This window comes from Nocardioides sp. (assembly GCF_964229035.1).
In the GTDB taxonomy this organism is placed as follows: Bacteria; Actinomycetota; Actinomycetes; order Propionibacteriales; family Nocardioidaceae; genus Nocardioides.
Window position 1 is genome coordinate 1 of sequence record NZ_CAXRAZ010000014.1, and the last position, 17933, is coordinate 17933.

Annotated in this window: 14 protein-coding genes; 4 read left to right on the plus strand and 10 right to left on the minus strand. The window is 73.9% G+C overall.

Going from position 1 to position 17933, the window contains the following annotated elements:
• Positions 1-89: 89 nt before the first annotated feature.
• The 4 genes from ACERUN_RS05005 to ACERUN_RS05020 form a co-directional block, all read right to left on the minus strand.
• Positions 90-257 carry a hypothetical protein gene (locus ACERUN_RS05005; RefSeq protein ID WP_370288684.1) on the minus strand — a complete coding sequence of 56 codons (168 nt, stop codon included), beginning with the start codon at positions 255-257 and terminating at the stop codon, positions 90-92.
• Between the two features lie 103 nt (positions 258-360).
• Positions 361-627, minus strand: coding sequence for a WhiB family transcriptional regulator (locus ACERUN_RS05010; RefSeq protein WP_370288685.1), 267 nt, complete (start codon positions 625-627; stop codon positions 361-363).
• Between the two features lie 154 nt (positions 628-781).
• On the minus strand, positions 782-1108 hold the full coding sequence (locus ACERUN_RS05015; protein WP_370288686.1) for a hypothetical protein: 327 nt from the start codon (positions 1106-1108) through the stop codon (positions 782-784).
• Positions 1109-1259: 151 nt separating this feature from the next.
• Entirely contained in the window at positions 1260-3338 is a 2079-nt protein-coding gene (locus ACERUN_RS05020) for a UvrD-helicase domain-containing protein (RefSeq protein WP_370288688.1), read from the minus strand.
• A 219-nt stretch (positions 3339-3557) separates the two neighbouring features.
• On the opposite strand from ACERUN_RS05020, the gene ACERUN_RS05025 reads away from it, so the two are divergent.
• Positions 3558-5297 carry an MFS transporter gene (locus ACERUN_RS05025; protein WP_370288689.1) on the plus strand — a complete coding sequence of 580 codons (1740 nt, stop codon included), beginning with the start codon at positions 3558-3560 and terminating at the stop codon, positions 5295-5297.
• A gap of 115 nt (positions 5298-5412) precedes the next feature.
• Positions 5413-5664, plus strand: a complete 252-nt coding sequence (locus tag ACERUN_RS05030) for a mycoredoxin (protein WP_370288690.1) — start codon at positions 5413-5415, stop codon at positions 5662-5664.
• Positions 5665-5698: 34 nt separating this feature from the next.
• Here the strand turns inward: ACERUN_RS05030 and ACERUN_RS05035 are convergent, their stop codons facing one another.
• Together ACERUN_RS05035 and ACERUN_RS05040 are read right to left on the minus strand one after the other, a co-directional pair.
• The gene (locus ACERUN_RS05035) at positions 5699-6712 is read right to left on the minus strand and encodes an NAD-dependent epimerase/dehydratase family protein (RefSeq protein WP_370288691.1); all 1014 of its coding nucleotides are present in this window, start codon (positions 6710-6712) and stop codon (positions 5699-5701) included.
• Positions 6709-7890 carry a hypothetical protein gene (locus ACERUN_RS05040; RefSeq protein ID WP_370288692.1) on the minus strand — a complete coding sequence of 394 codons (1182 nt, stop codon included), beginning with the start codon at positions 7888-7890 and terminating at the stop codon, positions 6709-6711. Before ACERUN_RS05040 ends, ACERUN_RS05035 begins: the two co-directional genes overlap by 4 nt.
• Before the next feature lie 106 nt (positions 7891-7996).
• On the opposite strand from ACERUN_RS05040, the gene ACERUN_RS05045 reads away from it, so the two are divergent.
• Positions 7997-9064: an AraC family transcriptional regulator gene (locus ACERUN_RS05045; protein ID WP_370288693.1), complete on the plus strand. Its 1068-nt coding sequence runs from the start codon at positions 7997-7999 to the stop codon at positions 9062-9064.
• On the opposite strand, the gene nudC is transcribed toward ACERUN_RS05045, so the two are convergent.
• The 3 genes from nudC to ACERUN_RS05060 are packed head-to-tail and all read right to left on the minus strand — an operon-like array spanning position 9009 to position 16505.
• Positions 9009-9920, minus strand: a complete 912-nt coding sequence (nudC, locus tag ACERUN_RS05050) for an NAD(+) diphosphatase (RefSeq protein WP_370288694.1) — start codon at positions 9918-9920, stop codon at positions 9009-9011. The two genes, ACERUN_RS05045 and nudC, sit on opposite strands and share 56 nt — an antisense overlap.
• A gap of 10 nt (positions 9921-9930) precedes the next feature.
• Positions 9931-13188, minus strand: coding sequence for an ATP-dependent DNA helicase (locus ACERUN_RS05055; RefSeq protein ID WP_370288695.1), 3258 nt, complete (start codon positions 13186-13188; stop codon positions 9931-9933).
• Complete coding sequence (locus ACERUN_RS05060; RefSeq protein ID WP_370288696.1) at positions 13185-16505, minus strand: ATP-dependent helicase; 3321 nt, start codon at positions 16503-16505, stop codon at positions 13185-13187. Before ACERUN_RS05060 ends, ACERUN_RS05055 begins: the two co-directional genes overlap by 4 nt.
• A 128-nt stretch (positions 16506-16633) precedes the next feature.
• On the opposite strand from ACERUN_RS05060, the gene ACERUN_RS05065 reads away from it, so the two are divergent.
• Positions 16634-17416 (plus strand): GNAT family N-acetyltransferase, encoded by a 783-nt coding sequence (locus ACERUN_RS05065; RefSeq protein ID WP_370288697.1) that lies wholly within the window; start codon positions 16634-16636, stop codon positions 17414-17416.
• A gap of 53 nt (positions 17417-17469) precedes the next feature.
• Here ACERUN_RS05065 and ACERUN_RS05070 read toward each other — a convergent pair whose 3' ends face one another.
• The gene (locus tag ACERUN_RS05070) at positions 17470-17883 is read right to left on the minus strand and encodes a cupin domain-containing protein (RefSeq protein WP_370288698.1); all 414 of its coding nucleotides are present in this window, start codon (positions 17881-17883) and stop codon (positions 17470-17472) included.
• Between the last annotated feature and the right edge of the window lie 50 nt (positions 17884-17933).

Sequence of the window (17933 nt, forward strand, 5' to 3'; positions counted from 1 at the left end):
CCCCGGGGCCCGGCCCGCGGGGGGGGCGGCCCGGCCCCTGCGGGTCATCACTCGCGATCAGGTGGGTCTCGCTGACCTGTGGAGTCAGGTCACAGAGCGCGAGCGAGGGCGAGACGAGCCTGCTGCGCTGCCCGCTCGGCCTTGCGGCTCAAGCGGCGGGCGCGGGCCAGGTTGCCGGCCACGCGCAGCTGCTGCGCCTCTCCCAGGCGCGCGGCCATCTGCGCGCGCGCCAGGTCCTCGTTCATCAGGTGGGACATCGTTCTCTTCTCTCTGGTCGGTGGGTTCTCAGGTCCCCGGGCGCTCGGCCCGGGGACGCATCACTCTGGAAGGTCGGTCGGATGGATCGGGTCGGGATCGCTGCTAGGCCGCGGCGTCCTTGCGCGGGCGGCCCCGCGGCCGCTTGCGCGGGATCACCACGCCGGCCAGGAACAGCTGCCCGCCCCACACGCCCCACGGCTCACGCCGCTCGAGTGCGCCCTCGAGGCACAGCTGCACCATCGGGCACTCCAGGCACATCGCCTTGGCGGACTCCACGTCGGCCGGCGTCTCCCCGAACCACAGGTCGGGGTCGTTGCGCCGGCACGGCAGCATCTCGTCCAGTGTCGGCTCCAGAACACTGGTCGTCATCTGCTCTCACCTCCTCCTCTCTCACCTGATCGCTCGGTCGTCTTCTCGGTGGGTCCCGCGACGTCCGTGCGCTCAGGTCATGAGAAGCACGAAGGCCGCGGATCCCGGTCTGTGTCGGGTTCCGCGGCCTGGAGGCTGCTGGTCTGAGTTCGTCTCAGACGGGCGGACTCCAGGCGGAGGGACCCGGGAGGGCGGTGGTCTCGGTGGCCGGGATGATCAGGCCGAGACCCCTGCCCTGGGGGCGGGCTGCGAAGGCACCGAAGGCACCGAACGGCTTGGCCGCCACGGCAGCGTCGACACCCGCGTGGGCCACGCGCAGACGGCGGGTCTCGTCGGCGGCGGCACGCACAGCGACGCCCTCGACGGTGACGGTCGAGAGGGCGCAGGCGAGGACGACGGAGGAGCCGTGAGCGGCGGTGGCGGCAGTGGACTGCCAGGCGTTGGACTGGTTCATCGAGAACTCCTGGGTCATGGTCTTCACGGGTGCCACCTCCTTCGTCGTCGTCGGGCGCTGGTCGGGCAGAGCCCGGGCGCGGTGTGTGGGCGTCACGCTAACGGGGTCGAGAAAGAGGACGCAAACCATTTATCGGAGGAATCGAGATTCTTTTCCGGCGGCCCGAGCAGGCGACCGCTCAGTCGCCGTCGAGCTCGGCGAGGAGCGCGAGGACCGATTCGCCGTAGCGCTCGATCTTGCTGGGCCCGACGCCGTTGATCTTCGCGAGGGCCGCGAGGGTGCGCGGGCGGTGCTCGGCGATGAGCTCGAGGGTGGCGTCGGTGAACACGACGTAGGCGGGAAGGGACTTGCCGTCCTCGCCGGCCTGGCGGGCGGTCTCGCGCCGCCAGTCCTTGAGCTGGTCGAAGAGTCGCTCGTCGAAACGCACGGGGTGGTGGGAGCAGCGCCCCCGCTTCTTCTCCGCCGCACTGGAGAGCGGCTGCAGGCACTCGCGGCAGCGCGCCACACGGTTGCCGCGCCCACCCTTCGTGGGCTGGGGCTGCTGCGAGGCGGGCAGCATCGGGAGCAGGAAGCGCGAGGGGGAACGACGCGGTGCCTGGCCGGGGTTGCGCGCCGCCGCCCAGGAGACCTGCAGCTCGCGGCGCGCCCGCGTCATGCCGACGTAGAGCAGCCGCCGCTCCTCCTCGATCGCTTCGGGGCGCCCACCCTGCTCGGCGTAGGAGATCGGCACGGTGCCGTCGTGCACGCCGCAGCAGAACACGGCGTCCCACTCCAGCCCCTTGGCCGCGTGGAAGGTGGCGAGCGTGACGCCGTCGGCGGTGGGCGCGTGCTGCTCGGCCGCACGGCGGTCGAGGTCGGCCACGAAAGCGGTCAGCGACGCCGCGTCGCCCTGGTCGCGGCCGAACTCCTCCGCTTGGTCGGCCAGTGCCTGCCACGACTCCCAGCGATCGCGCACCTGGCCACGGCTGGTGGGCGGCTCGGCGCTCCACCCCATGCCGGCCAGCACCGCTCGGACGACGTCGAGCCACGGCTCGTCGCCGGCCTCGCCGGAGCGCGCGGCGCCGCGCAGGCGCGTGACGGCCTCGCGCACCTCGCGACGCTCGAAGAAGCGTGCGGCGCCGCGAACGAGATAGGGGATGCCGCGGTCGGTGAGGGCGTCCTCGAAGGTCTCGGACTGGGCGTTGATGCGGAACAGCACCGCCATCTCGCCGTAGGCGATGCCGCCGCGGTGCAGCTTGGCGATGCGCGCGGCCACCTCGCTCGCCTCGGCCACCTCGTCGGCCTCGCCCACGTAGCGCACCGTCGGACCGGCGGGACGCTGCGAGCGCAGCTCGACGCCCGCGCTGCCCGAACCGGCGAGCAGCTTGTTGGCCTCGGCCACCACCTGCGGGGTGGAGCGGTAGTTGCGGACGAGCTCGATGGACGTCGTGCCCGGGTAGCGCTGGGGGAAGCGGCGCAGGTAGTCGGCATCGGCGCCGGCGAAGGAGTAGATGGTCTGCGCGGGGTCGCCGACGACGCAGAGCTCGTCGCGGCCGCCGAGCCACAGGTCGAGGAGCGCCGACTGCAGTGGCGAGACGTCTTGGAACTCGTCGACCACGAACCACTTGTACTGGCGACGCACCTGCGCGGCCACGCGCTCGTCGGAGGCGAGCAGACCGGCGGTGAGCAGCAGGACGTCCTCCATGTCCATGCGGCCCTGGTCGCGCTTGACCTGCTCGTAGGCGGCGATGACCCGCGCGATCGTCTCGGGCGTCTGGTCGCCGACCGAGCGGCCCTTGGGCGGCGCCAGGCGCGGGTAGTCGTCGGCGCCGATGTTGGACACCTTGGCCCACTCGATCTCGCTCGCGAGGTCGCGCAGCAGGGCCTGGTCGCCCCGCATGCCGAGGTCGCGGCACGCCTGGGCGACCATCGGGATCTTGGACTCGATGAGGCTCGGCAGCTCGGTGCCGTGCACGTGCGGCCAGAAGTAGCGCAGCTGCCGCAGCGCGGCACTGTGGAAGGTGCGCGCCTGCACGCCCGGGGCTCCGAGGGCGCGCAGCCGCTCGCGCAGCTCACCGGCGGCGCGGGTGGTGAAGGTGACCGCCAGCACCTCGGTGGGCGCGTACACACCGCTGTGGACGCCGTGGGCGATGCGGTGGGTGATCGCCCTCGTCTTGCCGGTGCCGGCGCCGGCGAGGACCCGCACCGGTCCGCGCAGGGCCTCGGCCACCTGGCGCTGCTCGGGGTCGAGGGCGCTCAGGAGGTCCTCGGGCGTCACGGGCGGTGCTCCTCGTCGTCGCGGTTGGGGCGGGCGTCGTCCTCGACCCTAGAGCGTGGGTCCGACACGATCCGCCGCCGTCCCCAGCCCGGTCGCGACGTCCACGACGGGCGTGGCCGATCTCGCGCGGGCGGTTGCCTGAAAGCGCCCACGCGGGCCGCGGCGGGCACGTAACCTGACGCGGCCGTCCTCCCGGCGGCCGCACGCCCAGGAGGTTCCGTGTCCGCTCCCACACCGCCGCTCGCACCGTCGCGTCGCCGGCTGGAGACCTACCCGTCGACCCGGGCCCGGGCGGGCCACTTCGCGCTGATCACACTCGTGTCGACCGCGGTGTTCTACCAGGTCTACGTCCAGGGGGCCGTGTCGCCGGCGATCATCGCCGACTTCTCGATCTCGCTGCGCACGTTCGTGCTCGTCTCGATCGTCGGCAACGCGGTGGGGGCGCTCGCCGCGTGGGCGAGCGGGCTCGCCGACCGGTTCGGCCGGGTCAACCTGGTCCTGGCCGGCGCGGCCAGCGCAGCGGTGCTCACCGGTCTCGTGCTGCCCTCGACGACCTCGCCGACGGCGTACACGGCCGTCTACGCCCTGCTCTCCCTGGTCGGGGGCGTGGCGATCGTCGCGACCTCGGCGCTCGTGCGCGACTTCTCCCCGCAACTCGGCCGGGCCACCGCGATGGGCCTGTGGGCGGTCGGCCCCTCGCTCGGCAACCTGGTGGTCAGCGTGATCACGCGGCGGATGCTGCCGGGCCACCCCGACTGGCAGTACCACTACCACGTGGCCGGGGCGATCGGAGCCGCCGTCTTCGTGCTCGCCTTCGTGTTCCTGCGCGAACTCTCCCCCGCGCTGCGCGAGCAGGTCATGGTGAGCGCGCGCGAGCGGGCGCTGGTCGAGCACCGGGCGCGGCAGCGCGCCGGCGAGACCCCGGCCGGCGCCGGGACGCTGGGCTCGATGTGGCGACCCGTCATCGTGATCCCCGCACTCGGCATCGCCCTGTTCCTGATGTTCTACGTCACGCGGGTGGGCTTCTTCGTCCTCTACTTCGTGGCGAACTTCGGCTACACGCCGGCTGAGGCCAACGGCCTGGCCACCTGGTACTGGGTGGCCAACGTGGCAGCGCTCGTCGGTGCCGGCGTCCTCTCCGACCGCCTCGGCGTGCGCAAGCCGGTGATGCTCGTGGGTTCGCTGGCCTCGGTCGTGGCCCTGGCCGTCTTCGCCCAGCGCGCCACCTCCACCGACACCTCCTACACCACCTTCGTGGTGCTGCTGGTGGCGCTGGCCGTGGCCGGCGGCATGACCTCGAGCACGTGGCTGGCCGCGTTCACCGAGACGGTGGAGCGCATCGACCCGACCGCCACCGCCCGGGGCCTCGCCGTCTACGGCAGCGTGGTGCGCGGGTTCGTGGTGATCACGCTGATCGGTTTCATGAGCACGGTCACCGCGGCCGGCGTCCTGGTGGACCAGGGCGCGAAGGTGGGCGCCCTCAGCACCACCTACGCGAGCGAGCTGAAGACCCTCGCGGTGGTCAAGCCCGCCACCATGCAGCGCCTCAGGGAGGCCCCGGAGAGCCGGGCGGCCCGCCTCGCGGCGATGCGCGAGCTCCGTGCGGCCGGCGTCCCCGGCACGCGCGCGGACCGGCGCGACGCCGTGCTGGCGGCCGCGAAGGTGCCGCCGGCGGACCTGGAGTACCTCGCCCGCAACGGCCCCCCGGTGCAGGACGCCGCGAAGCGCGGGCCCGGCGAGTGGCAGCGCTGGTGGTGGATCTGCCTGATCGGGCAGCTGCTCGTCGTCCCGCTCTCGTGGCGGTTGCACGGTCGCTGGAGCATCAGGGCCGCCCGTGAGGACGCCGCCGCGCACCAGCGCCTCGTGGACGACGAGCTCCGGGCCCTGCTCGCCGCCGACGACCCCGGCGCGGGCCGCGGGACCGACCCCGATCGCGCGCCGGAGGCCACACCGGCCTGAGCCCGGCCCGTCCCCGGGTCCGGCCTCGGAATGGTCGGCCGCGGCCCGACGTTGGACCGACCGAAGAACGATCCCCGCCGCCGCGGCGAGGTGGCACCGACCTGACAGGAGCATCATGTCCACCGCTCAGTTCACGATGTACTCGACCCCCTGGTGCGGCTACTGCCACCGCTTGAAGAGCCAGCTGGACCGCGAAGGCATCGCCTACGAGGTGGTCGACATCGAGCAGCAGCCGGAGGCCGCCGCCATCGTCGAGTCGGCCAACAACGGCAACCAGACCGTTCCGACCCTTGTCTACAGCGACGGCACCGCCCAGACCAACCCGAGCCTGAAGCAGGTCAAGGAGAAGCTCGCCGCCCTGGCCTGACCGGGAGCCGGTCGGGCGCCGGTCAGCCGCGGGGTCAGTCGATCAGCCCCTCCGCACGCAGCCACCGATCGGTGCGCGCCATCCCCTCGGCCAGGTCGACCTGCGGGTCGTAGCCCAGCACGCGGCGGGCCTTGTCGATCGAGTAGGTGCCGGTGCGCAGGAAGTAGCGCACGGCGGTGGGGTTGGCCTCGGTCTCGCCGCCGACCACCCGCGCCGCGCGGTCGGCCGCCGTGGCGAGAGCGAGGGCGACCGGGGTCGGCACGCACAGCGGCCCCCGCTGGCCCAGCATCCGGCTGTAGTGACCAAAGAACTCGCGGTTGGTCACGCCGACTCCCCCGCTGAGTGTGAAGACCTGTCCGGCAGCGGCGGGGTGCGCGGCCGCGAGACGTAGCCCCTCCACGAGGTCGTCGACGAAGACGGGGCTGAAGATCCCGCGTCCACCGGCCGGCAGCACGAACTGTCGCGCCTTCATCATCTGCACCGGCAGCACGGTCCACGGTCGCGAACCCGGTCCGTAGACGTCGCCGGGGCGCACGACGACGACCTCGATCTCGCCTGCCGCGTGCGCCTGCAGGGCGGCCTGCTCGGCGGCGATGCGCGTGTCGACGTAGGGGTTGCCGTCGGGTCGCAGCGGGTGGTCCTCCGTGACGCCGTCCGGGAAGCCGAGGTCGGAGAAGGCGCGCACGGACGACACGTAGACGACCCGTCGCGCTCCCGCCGCGATCGCGGCGTCCAGGACGCGTCGGGTGCCGAGGGTGTTGACCCGCCAGGCCTCCGCGAGGGTCGGCACGTTCGACACCAGCGCCGCCGTGTGGACGACGACCGCCCCCGGTGCGATGGAGGACCGCCAACCCTCCGGCTCGGTGATGTCGCCGGCCACCACCCTCGACGACGGATCGGGGGCGATGTCGACGCCCGCGACCGTCGTCCCGTGGGAGCCGAGGTGCTGGGCCAGCGTGCGGCCGATGAATCCGCGGGCACCGGTGATGAAGACGTCGTCGATGTGCGCCGGGGCGAGCTGCGCCGACGGCGTGTCCGCGGCGCTCACCGCTGCGGGCGGATGGTGCCGTAGGAGATGCCCCCGTGGCGGAAGGTCGGCACGACCGGCCAGAAGCGCTTCCAGTCCACCAGCTCGGTGGAGGGCAGGATCTGCAGCCATCGCGGGTCGCGGGTGCTGCGGTCGGCCAGCGTCTTCTCCTTCACCATCGAGTCGTACTGGTCGAGGGAGTCCTCCAGGGTGTTGGCGTTCGGCACGATCTCGCGGCCGAGCGCCTCGTGGTAGCGGCGCACGCCCGGGATGCGCGAGAGCTCGGGCTGCCAGTTGTCGAGCGCCACGCCGTTCTCCGACGACACCCACACGCCGTCGGGGGTGTTGATCACGAGCGAGTGGTTGCCGTCGGTGTGGCCCGGCGTCCACAGCAGGGCGATGCCTGGGCCGAGCTCGATGTCGGTGTCGAAGGTGACGAACCGGTCAGGGTCGACGCCGTCGAGGCCCTCCTCGACGTACCAGGCCCACTGCATCGGGTGCATCGACTCCAGGGTCGCGAGCTCGCGGCGGTGCACGAGCATGCGGGCGTCGCCGAACAGCGGCGGGCGGGGAGCGCTCTCGCCCTCGATCACCGCCGAGGACCCGAGGATCATCCGGGGGTCCTGCACGTGGAGGTGGTCGAAGGTGCAGAAGTCGACGTCCTCGGGGCGCAGCCCGACGACGTCGAGGACGTCGGAGGGCTCGTTGTAGTAGCGCACCGCGAACCGCTCGAGCAGCCCGCCGCCCGGCACCTTCTCGACCAGGCGCTGCAGGTTGCTGTAGAAGGGCGCGCGCGCCGAGCCGTCCGGCACCGTCGGCTCGAAGACCAGCGTGCGCGGGCGAGCGTCGAAGTCGTCGTACTGCACCACGATCATCCGGTTGACCATCGAGATCAGGGGCAGCGTCGGCACCGCCACGGCGTCGTGGAAGGCGTACTTCACCGGGTAGGGCGCGGCCGCGATGTCGACCGAGCGCACCGCGGTGACCTGTCCCTGCTCCTTGAAGCGCACCTTGTAGGCGGCGGCCGCCTCGCGCACCGCCCGCAACCGCTCGCCGCGCGGCCACACCTCGTGGACGCCGGCGAACTCGGGGATGCTCCGCGCCCCGATGGCGGCCAGCGCAGCATCGGGGTCGGTGGTCGTCGGGGCGGCCGGAGCGGTGTCCTGGGAGGTGGTCGGTTCGGTGGTCTCGGTGGTCATCTCGCGCCTCCGCGTCGTCGCTGTGGTGCCGGGCCGTCCTCCGGCCCTCCCCCGACGGTAGGTGGGATCCGTCGTCCAGGAATTGATCGAGGGCGACAATATGGCCATGGTCACCACGATCCGCGCCGCCAGCCTGGACGGCTTCGTCGACCTGGCCCGCGAGGTCGGCGGGGACCCCCGCGCACTGCTCCGGCGCCACGGGATCGAGCCGGGCGACCTGCGCGACCCCGAGACCCTCCTCTCGCACACCGCCCACGACGCGATGCTCGACGAAGCGGCCGAGGAGTGGTCGTGCCCGGACCTCGGACTGCGCCTGGCCGAACGCCAGGACCTGTCGATCCTCGGTCCGCTGGCCGTGGCCGTGGAGGCCTGCGGCAGCGGCACCGACGCGGTCGCGATCGCGGCGCGTTACCTCTTCGCCCACGCACCCGCCCTCACCGTCGCCGTGGACGACGACCCGCTCGGTCGCCGCGGGGTCGTCGCGCTCACCTACGCCAAGGATCCGCGGCTCTCGCCGTACTCGGCGCAGGGCATCGAGCACGGACTCGGTGTCTTCTTCCGCGTCGCCCGCACCCTCGTCGGGCTCGGACCGTCGCTGCGCTCGGTGCACGTGCCCCATCGCCCGCTGTCACCGCTGAGGCGCTACACCGACTACTTCGGTGCCGACGTGCGCTTCGGTGCGCCCACGGCGGCGTTGTGCGTCCAACGGCACCTGCTCGAGCAATCGCTCGCGGCCGGCGACCCGCAGGTGCGCGAACGCGCGGTGCGCCACCTCGCCGAGCGCTACGGATCGGGCGCGACCGGCGTCCGCGACCGGGTGCGGGTGGCGGTGGCCGCAGCCCTGGCGGCGGGAGCGCCCACCCTCGAGGGGGTCGCCCGACTGCTCGCGCTGCATCCGCGCACGCTGCAGCGTCGCCTCGCGGGCGAGGGCACGACCTACGCGCAGGTGCTGGACGACGTCCGACGCGAGGTCGTCGTCCGGCACCTGCGCGACTCGCGCCTGCCGGTGGGGCAGGTGGCCGCGCTGGCCGGCTTCAGCGAGCAGGCCGCCCTCAACCACGCCGTGCAGCGCTGGTTCGGCACCACTCCGCGGCGCCTGCGCAGCTCGGCGGACCCCGTCACCAGCTTCCGGGGAGAGGCCCTCCGAACCAGAGTTCGATCAGCGAGCGACTGATCGACACGCCCCCGGGCAGCACGAGCTCCCCCGACTCCGCGCCGCGGCGCAGGTCCTCGCGGGTGAACCAGCCGGCGTCCTCCACGTCGTCGTCCTCGAGCACGACCCGCTCGCTGATCGCGCGACCGTGGAAGCCCACCATGAGACTGGCGGGCAGCGGCCAGGGCTGGTTGCCGACGTAGGTGACCTCGCCGACGACGACCCCGGTCTCCTCGGCGACCTCGCGGCGCACGGCGTCCTCCAGAGTCTCGCCGGGCTCGCAGAATCCGGCGAGCGTCGAGTAGCGGCCGGCGGGCCACGACGGGTGGCGCCCGAGCAGGCAGCGCTCCTCGGGCGAGCCGGGCTCACCCGCCGCGATGAGCATGATGACCGCCGGGTCGGAGCGCGGGAACTGGGGCTTGCCGCAGTCGCGACACACGAGCTCATGGCCCGCCGCCCGCGGTTCGAGCGATCCCCCGCACCGGGGGCAGTGGCGATGAGCGGCGTGCCACTCGGCCAGGCCCATCGCGTGGAACACCAGCGGCGCCTCCCGGGCGAGGTCGTCGGTGAAGCTCGGGAGCAGCCCGCGCAGCGGCACCCAGCGGTCGGGCTCGCTGCGGCCCAGCTCGGAGCCCACGATCACCGCCCACCAGGTCACGCCGTCGCGATCGCCGAGCAGCACGCGGACGCCGTCCGGCGCCTGCGCCGTGGGCAGCCACTCGATGCCGCCCTCCACCGGACGGATCCGGGTCCCGGAGACGACCAGCACCCGACTCGTCGGATCGTCCCACCGCTCGGCCAGCCAGGCGTCGTCGGTGCGCAGCAGGCCGCGCCGATCGTGAGGGTCGGCGACCAGCGCCAGGTGCGGAAGCGTCACGGCGCCGAGGCTAGCGGAGCATCCCCTCGATGCCCGGGCGGTCGAGCAGGCCCTCAGGCTCGACGAGACTGCCCGAACGCACGTAGTAGAACGCCGCACGCACCTGCTGCAGCGGCACGCCGGTGAGCTCGGCCCAGGCGAGGCGGTAGATCGAGAGCTGCAGCGGGTCGGCGTTCTGGCGCGCACTCGTCTTCCAGTCGACGACCAGGAACCGCGCCTCCGACCCGGCCGGCTCCTCGTAGACCGCGTCGATGCGTCCGCGCACCACCTGCCCGGCGCCGCCCGGGCGCTGGAGCACCAGCGCGAACGGCGCCTCGACGGCGGCGGGCACCCGCGAGGCGAACGCACCGTTCTCGAAGGAGGCGATGAGCTCCTTGAGCTCGACCTCGTCGGCGACGTCCGACAGTCCGAGATCCGCGCGTCCGTCGAGCTCGTCGGTGTCGAAGAGACCGAGCTGGCCGAAGCGCGACTCGACCCAGGCGTGGAAGCGGGTGCCGAAGCGGGCGGCCGGGGCCGGTGGCCGCGGCATCGGCCGCACCGTCTCGCGGGCGAACGCCTCGGGGTCGTCGCGCAGCCGCGCCAGTGCCGTCGCCGAGAGCGACGCGGGCAGCGGGACGACGATCTCACCCGCCCGATCCGCGTGGAGCTCGTCGAGCAGGCGCTCGATCTCGGCGTCCCACTGCTCGACGCGGGCAGCCTCGACGAGGTCGTACTCGGGCTCGGGCGCAGCGTGGTCGACCGCCCTCACGGCATCCGCCGCGGCGACCCGCCGCTCGGCCTCGGTGCCGGCACCGTCGCGGGGCCAGGGGCTCACGAGGTCGTCGGTGGCAGCAGGGTTCGTCTCGTCGGAGCCCGGCTTGTCGCGCCAGGTGTGCTCGACCCCCCAGTCGAGCAGGAGGTCGCGGACGACCTGCTGGAAGGGCGAGGGGCCGAAGCAGCGAGCCCGCTGACCCCACAGGAAGGACGACACGACCAGCCGGTGCGCGGCTCGGGTGAAGGCCACGTAGCCGAGGCGCAGCTCCTCCTCGGCCTCGTGCGCCTTCGTGTCGGCGCGGTAGGCGTCGAGCGCGGACTTGTCGTGCCCGCGCAGCTGCGGCAGGTCGTCGGCGTCGCCGCGCAGCATCGCCGGCAGGACGGCGGGGCTCGAGGTCCACAGGGAGCGGCCGCGGTTGCTCGGGAAGCGGGTCTCGCCGACCCCGACGCAGAACACGACCGGCCACTCGAGCCCCTTGGAGCGGTGCACGGTGAGCAGCTTCACCGAGTCGGCCTCCGACGGGGTGGCGACCTCGAGACCGTTGCCGGCCTCGTCCTCGGCCGTCAGCCAGGCCACGAGCGCGGCGAGGGTGACCTCGCCGTCGACGGCCGGGAAGTCGGCCACGGCCCGCACGAAGAGGTCGAGGTTGTCGCGTCGCGCCGCGGCCGCCGGACTGGTGGAGGAGGCCAGCTCGACGTCGACGCCGGTGACCTCCACGATGCGGCGCACCAGGTCCAGCAAGGGCTCACCGAGCGCCGCTCGCAGGACCCGGAGCTCCTCGCGCAGCAGCGCGAACCGCTCGAGCGCCTCGGGCGAGTACGGCGCCGACCCGGGATCGGCCAGGGCGTCGTCCAGGCAGGGGATCTCGGCGGGATCGATGCCGTCGGCGATCGCGACGAGCTGCTCGGCGACGCCGGGCGCCTGCTCGGGGGTCGCCCGACCACGTCCGCCGGCGAGCTCCTGCGCCCGATCGCCCAGCAGCTTCAGGTCCCGGGGTCCGATCGCCCAGCGCGGGCCCGCGAGCAGGGTCAGCAGTGCGGCGTTGTCGGTGACGTCGTGCACCAGCCGCAGCGTCGCGACGACGAGCGCGATCTCGGGCAGCCGCACGAGGCCGGCCAGCCCCACGATCTCCACCGGCACGCCGGCGGTGGAGAGGGCGTCGAAGACGAGCTCGGCGTGGGCGTTGTCGCGGCTCAGCACGGCCATGTCGCGCCACGCCGCACCCCGGTCGTGGGTGGCCCGCACCTCGGCGGTGAGCCAGGTCAGCTCGTCGGCCTGGGTCTCGAACACCTCCACGCCCACCTCGCCGGGATCGGACCGGCCGGGGACCAGGCCGGCCACCTTGCCGGCGTACTTCTCCTGCAGCGGCGCTGCGAGGCGGTTGGCCACGGTGAGGATGCGCTCGTCGGAGCGTCGGTTGATGGTGAGGGGCAGCACCGGCACCGCCCCCTCCCGCGACGCGAAGACCTCGGGGAAGTTGAGGATGTTCGACACCGACGCACCGCGCCACCCGTAGATCGCCTGGTTCGGGTCGCCCACCGCCATCACCGGGTGCCCGTCGCCGAAGAGCCGCGAGAGCATGATCGCCTGCGCGACCGAGGTGTCCTGGTACTCGTCGAGCAGGACCACCTTGAATCGCGCTCGCTCGGCGGCGCCGACATCGGGCTGCTCGGTGACCAGCCGTGCGCCGAGGGCGATCTGGTCGCTGAAGTCCATCAGGCCGAGGTCGGACTTCAGGCGCCGGTAGGCGCGCACGAGCCCGAGCAGTTCGGCACGACGGTCGATCGCGTCGATCGCCTTCTCGATGGCCTCGCGGTAGGTCTTGCGGTTCTTCTCGGCGATCTCGGCCTGCAGGGCCCGCTCGAAGTGGTCGCGCTCGCCCGCGTCGACGGCGAGCACGTCGTCGGGCCCGCAGAGGTGCTCGCTCATCTGGGAGTCCATCGAGAGCAGCGCCTGGATGACGGTGGCCGGGTGATCGGAGAGCTTGGCGATCGGACCGGTGTAGCGCTCCACCGCCCGGGCGCCGAGCTGGTAGCGGGCGGCGTCGGTGATGACGCGGGTGTCGGGCTCGTGACCGATCCGCAGCCCGTGATCGGTGAGCAGGCCCGCCGCGTAGGCGTTGTAGGTGGCGACCGTGGGCTCGAGGGGCTCGTCGTCGGGGTCCGTGCCGCCGGGGCCGTCGGCGGTGGCTGCTCGAGGATCGAGCGCCCCGGCCCGGGTGAGGGCCTCGCGCACCCGTGAGCGCAACTCGGCCGCAGCCTTGCTGGTGAAGGTGAGACCCAGGATCTCCTCGGGGCGGACCTGCCCGGTGAGCACCAGGTAGACGACCCGCGCGGCCATCAGCGTGGTCTTGCCGGAGCCGGCTCCGGCGATCACCACCGCGGGAGCGAGCGGCGCCGTGATGGCCGCCCACTGCTCCTCGCTCGGCGGGAACTCCGCCGCCATCGCCCGCTGGAGGTCCTGCGGGGTGCGCAGCTCGCGCCCCACCACCGTCGACGTGCCGTCCGTGGTCACGACTCCACCACCGATCCGGGGCTGCGCACCGGGCACAGCGTGATGAACGAGCAGCTGCGGCAGTGATCGCCGCCCATCGCGGGGAAGTCCTCCTCGCGCAGCATCCGGGCGGTGGCGGCGATGCGCTCGCGCAGGGCCACGCGCTCCGGGGTGATCTCGGTGTGCTGGTCCTGCGGCTGGACCGTCGCGCTCGCGGACCCGTCCTCCAGTCCGAGCTGCACGAGCTCCGCACCGGCCGGCCGCAGGCCCACGAGGTCGTCGTCAGGGCGGTCGAGCGCACCTGCCTCGACCGCGAACTGGTAGAGGGCGAGCTGGGTGTGCCCCTTGACCGCCGGCCCGCTGGGCTTGGAGCGCCCCGTCTTGAGGTCGACGATCACGACCTGGCCCGCGCCGTCGAGCTCGACGCGGTCGGCGTAGCCGGTGAGACGCACCGGTGTGCCGTCGTCCATGGGGACGACGGCCGAGAACCGGGCCTCGGTGGCCAGCAACCGGCGTGGGTTCTGCCCGTGCCAGTGCAGGAAGCGCTCGAGGGCGTTGCGCACGCGCTCGTGCTCGCGCTGCTTCGACCACGGTGTGCGGAAGTCGAGGCGATCCCACACCGCGTCGACCTCGGCCATGAGCAGGTCGACCGACGGCTCGAGGCTGCCGTCGGCCACGCGTTCGGCCAGGGCGTGGACGATCTGGCCGACGTTGGCCGACTGATGGCTCTGCGTGACGCCGCCCGCCTCGCGCTCCAGGAACCACGCGGCGGGGCAGGTCGCGATCGCGTCGAGGGTGCTCGCCGACACCGCGACGGGCAGGTCGGCCTCGCGCACCGGCTGCTCGGAGCGGCTACGCGCCCGCGTGCCCCACCAGGTGGCGGGATCGGCCGCGGGCACGGCCGGGCGCTGCCCGACGGTCTCGGCGGCCAGCCGCGCCAGCCGGCGGGCGGCCGCCTCACGGAGCGCGGGCGACTCGTCGGGATCGGCCAGCGTGCGACGCAGCTCGGCGACGAGGCCGCTCATCGAGAGCGGGCGGCGCGGGCGGCCCACGTGGTGGGCGATCTGGTCGAGGGTCGGCACGAGATCGGCCAGGAAGCGGCTCGGCTGCTCGCCGTCGTCGTCGGGCGAGCGCACGGCGGTGACGACGAGGCGCTCGCGGGCCCGGGTGCAGGCGACGTAGAAGAGGCGTCGTTCCTCGGCGAGCAGCTCGCGGGTGGAGACCGCGGGCAGCAGCACGCCGGGACCGATGCGGTCGGCACCCAGCAGCGTGCTGCGGCGCCGCAGGTCGGGCCAGCCGCCGTCCTGCACGTGGGCGATCACGACCAGCCGCCACTCGAGGCCCTTGCTGCGGTGCGCGGTGAGCAGGCGCACGGCGGCTCCCCGGGCACCGCGATCGGCGAGGGTGTCGCCGGGGATCTCCTGCTGGACCAGGCTCTCCAGGAACGCGACGACACCGAGGTGCTCACGCTTCTCACCGGCACGCGCCGCGACGTCGAACAACGCGCACACGGCATCGAGGTCGCGGTGAGCGCGACGGGCCGCGGCGCCGCCGGCGTCGACGCTGCGGCGCAGGCGCTGCGGCCAGGAGGTGCCCGACCAGAGCGTCCAGAGCAGGGACTCGGCATCGGCATCGGCGAGGAGCTCGGCCCGGGCGCGCGCCAGCAGCGCGGACAGCGCCCGTGCACGCTCGACCTCCGTGGCGGAGGAGCCGGGGAGACCGTCGAGGAAGCCGGGCTCCACCACCGCGCGTCGCACAAGCGCCGCGGACGGCAGCGGGGTGTCGTGCTCGGCCTGGGCCCGATCCTTCTCGCGAGCCCGCAGCCGGCGCGCCAAGCGACGCACGTCGCCGGCGTCGAGCCCGCCGAGCGGACCGGTGAGCAGGGCGACCGCCCGCCCCGCGTCGACGTGGGCGACATCGTCGGGGTCGCTCACCTCCAGGTGGACGACGGCCCGCAGCGCCTCGAGGAGCGGGAGGACGGCGGGGTCGCGCACGAGCGGCACCTCGTCGGCGGCCACCTCCACCGGCACGCCGGCGGCCCCCAGAGCACGGCGCAGCGCCGGGATGCTGGCCCGGCCCGAGCGCACGAGCACGGCCATGTCGTCCCAGCCCACCCCCTGCTCGAGGTGGGCGCGACGCAGCAGGTCGGCCAGGTGCTCGGCCTCGGCGCGGTCGGTGTCGAAGGTGTGCACCTCCACCCGGCCGTCGCCGTGAGGTCCGGGCGCGGCGACCGGGCGCAGGAAGGCCTCGCGAGCGCCGGGCTCGATCGAGCCGGGCAGGCCGATGCGCCCCGCCACACGCTGCGCGGCGGTGAGCACCCGCAGCCCGAACCGGCGGGTGGTGCGCAGTGCCACCACGTCGGCCGGCGAGCCGTCGGCTCGGGGGAACGCGGTGGGGAACTCGAGGATGCCGCGCACGTCGGCGCCGCGGAAGCCGTAGATGGACTGGTGCGGGTCGCCGACCACGACGAGGTCGCGACCGTCGCCGGCGAGGGCGCGCAGCAGGGCCACCTGGCCGGGATCGGTGTCCTGGTACTCGTCGACGAACACGTGCCTCAGCTCGGAGCGCAACTCCTCGCGATGGGCCTGCGCCTCGATCGCGGCGCGGCGGATGAGGTCGGAGTAGTCGGTGGCCCCGAGGTTGTCGAGGGAGGTGAGGTACTGCTCGAGGAAGAGGCCCGCGGCGACGAACTCCTCGACCCCCTCGGCGCGGCCCAGGGCCACGAGGTCGTGACCGTCGAGACCCTTCTCGCGGGCGCGCCCCAGCACGGCGTGCACCTCCTTCGCGAAACCCCGGGTGCCGAGCGCGCGGCCGAAGCGCTCGGGCCACCGCACCGACTCGGGATGGTCGGTGAGCAGCTCGCGCAGGACGACGTCCTGCTCCGGCGCCGACAGCAGGCGCAGCGGGCCGTCGTAGAGGTCGGCGGGCGCGTAGCGGCGCACCAGGGCGTAGGCGAAGGAGTGGAAGGTGGCGCTGAGCGGCGCCGAGGTGGTGCGCCCCAGTCGGGCGCTCACCCGGTCGCGCAGCTGGTCGGCGGCCTTGCGCGAGAAGGTGAGCGTCAGGATCTGGTCGGGGCGCGCTCCGCGCTGCTCGACCCGCTCGACGATGGCCTCGACCAGCGTGGTGGTCTTGCCCGTGCCGGGACCGGCGAGCACCAGGAGCGGACCGCCCGGGTGGTCGACGACACGGCGCTGGTCGTCGTCGAGCGCGGGCACGGCGGCAGCGGCTGGAGCCGGCGCGAAGCGGTAGGCGGGGCCGCGCGCGCCACCGGCCGGGCCCGCACCCGGGCCGGGCGCCGCAGCGCCGTTCCTGCCATCGTCCGATCCGAAGCCGTCCACGGACGAAGCCAATCACGCACCCCCGACACAAGTCCGCGCCACCGGGGCCCCTCGCCCGCGCTGCTCGTCCATCCGGCCCGCCACGACCCTCGTCCGAGGCCGTCGGCGCGGGCCGCTAGCGTCGCCGCGTGCCCGTCGACCTCATCCGCGCGCAGGCGGCGAGCGCCGCGTGGACCTACACGCCCGAGGGGGCGCGCGAGGTCAGCACGCCCGAGTACCGGCTCGTCGGCCATCCCTCCTGGTCGGGCGGAGGCGTCGAGCTGCAGTGGCTGGGGCCGCTGCGACGCACGGTGCGGCAGGTCGTCGACGAAGTGCGGGAGATCGCGCTCGGCATGGGCGTGGAGCACCTCACCTGGTGCGTGCGTCCCGGTCACCCGGACGAGTTCGAGCGCGAGGTACTGCTGCGCGGCGGCACGCTCGTCGACGAGGCGCAGGTGCTCGCCGCGTCCGTGGACGACGCCCTCCCCCGCCTCGACGCGCCCCACGACGTCGTGGTCACCACGGTCGAGGACCTCGCCGACCTCCGGGCAGCCACCGACGTCGCCGCCGCCGCGTTCGGCACCGCGCCGCTCGACGACGACGACCTGCGCGAGCAGCTGCGCGCCGACACCGAGATGCCCGAGGCCGCCTGGTTCCTCGCACGCCTCCTGCCCGAGGGCCGACCGGTCGGCGCGGCCGGTGCCACGCTCGATGCCGGCGTCGTGCGACTGTGGGGCGGCAGCGTGCACCCCGAGGTGCGGGGCCGGGGCGTCTACCGCGCGCTCCTGGCCGCCCGGTTGCACCGCGCGCGCCTCGAGGACGCCGACCTCGCCCTCGCCAAGGGCCATCTCGCGCCGAGCGCGCCGATCCTGCGCCGCTGCGGGTTCGTCGACGTCGGCGTGGAGCGCGAGTACCTGCTCCCGCTGCGCTGACGCGCGGTGGCTCCTCCGCCTGCGCGCTCCGGCGGCTCGCCGGAGCAGCAGGCTCAGGCGAGCTCGAAGTCGGCGAAGTCGAAGCCGGGGCTCACCAGGCAGCTCACCAGGGCGTCGTCCTCGGCGGGCAGCGTGCGCTGCCACACGTGGGCCGGCACGAGGGCCTGCGGGAGGTCCTCACCCACCACGAGCACCTCCCCCGCCTCCGGCACCCTGCCGTCGCCGCCGAGCTGCAGGTGCACCTCGCCGCGGTGGGCGAGCCACAGCTCGCTGGAACGGACCCGGTGCCACGCGGAGTGCTCCCCCGCCGGCAGCAGGAAGTAGATGAGGGTGGACGCCGGTCGCACCCTCCCGTCGGGCAGCGTCACCTGCTCGGGCGCGGCCCACGTCTGGCGGTACCAGCCGCCCTCGGGATGGGGCTGCAGGTCCAGGACGTCGGCGAGCGCGGGGCGATCGTTGTCGGGCACGGGCAGCAGTGTGCCCGGCGAAGGCCCTGGGTAGGGCTACTCACGCACGT

Bases quoted from the DNA above. Each gene is read 5' to 3' on its own strand.
- ACERUN_RS05005 (WP_370288684.1), bottom strand. From the start codon at position 257: ATGTCCCACCTGATGAACGAGGACCTGGCGCGCGCGCAGATGGCCGCG.
- ACERUN_RS05010 (WP_370288685.1), bottom strand. From the start codon at position 627: ATGACGACCAGTGTTCTGGAGCCGACACTGGACGAGATGCTGCCGTGC.
- ACERUN_RS05030 (WP_370288690.1), top strand. From the start codon at position 5,413: ATGTCCACCGCTCAGTTCACGATGTACTCGACCCCCTGGTGCGGCTAC.
- ACERUN_RS05040 (WP_370288692.1), bottom strand. From the start codon at position 7,890: ATGACCACCGAGACCACCGAACCGACCACCTCCCAGGACACCGCTCCG.
- ACERUN_RS05045 (WP_370288693.1), top strand. From the start codon at position 7,997: ATGGTCACCACGATCCGCGCCGCCAGCCTGGACGGCTTCGTCGACCTG.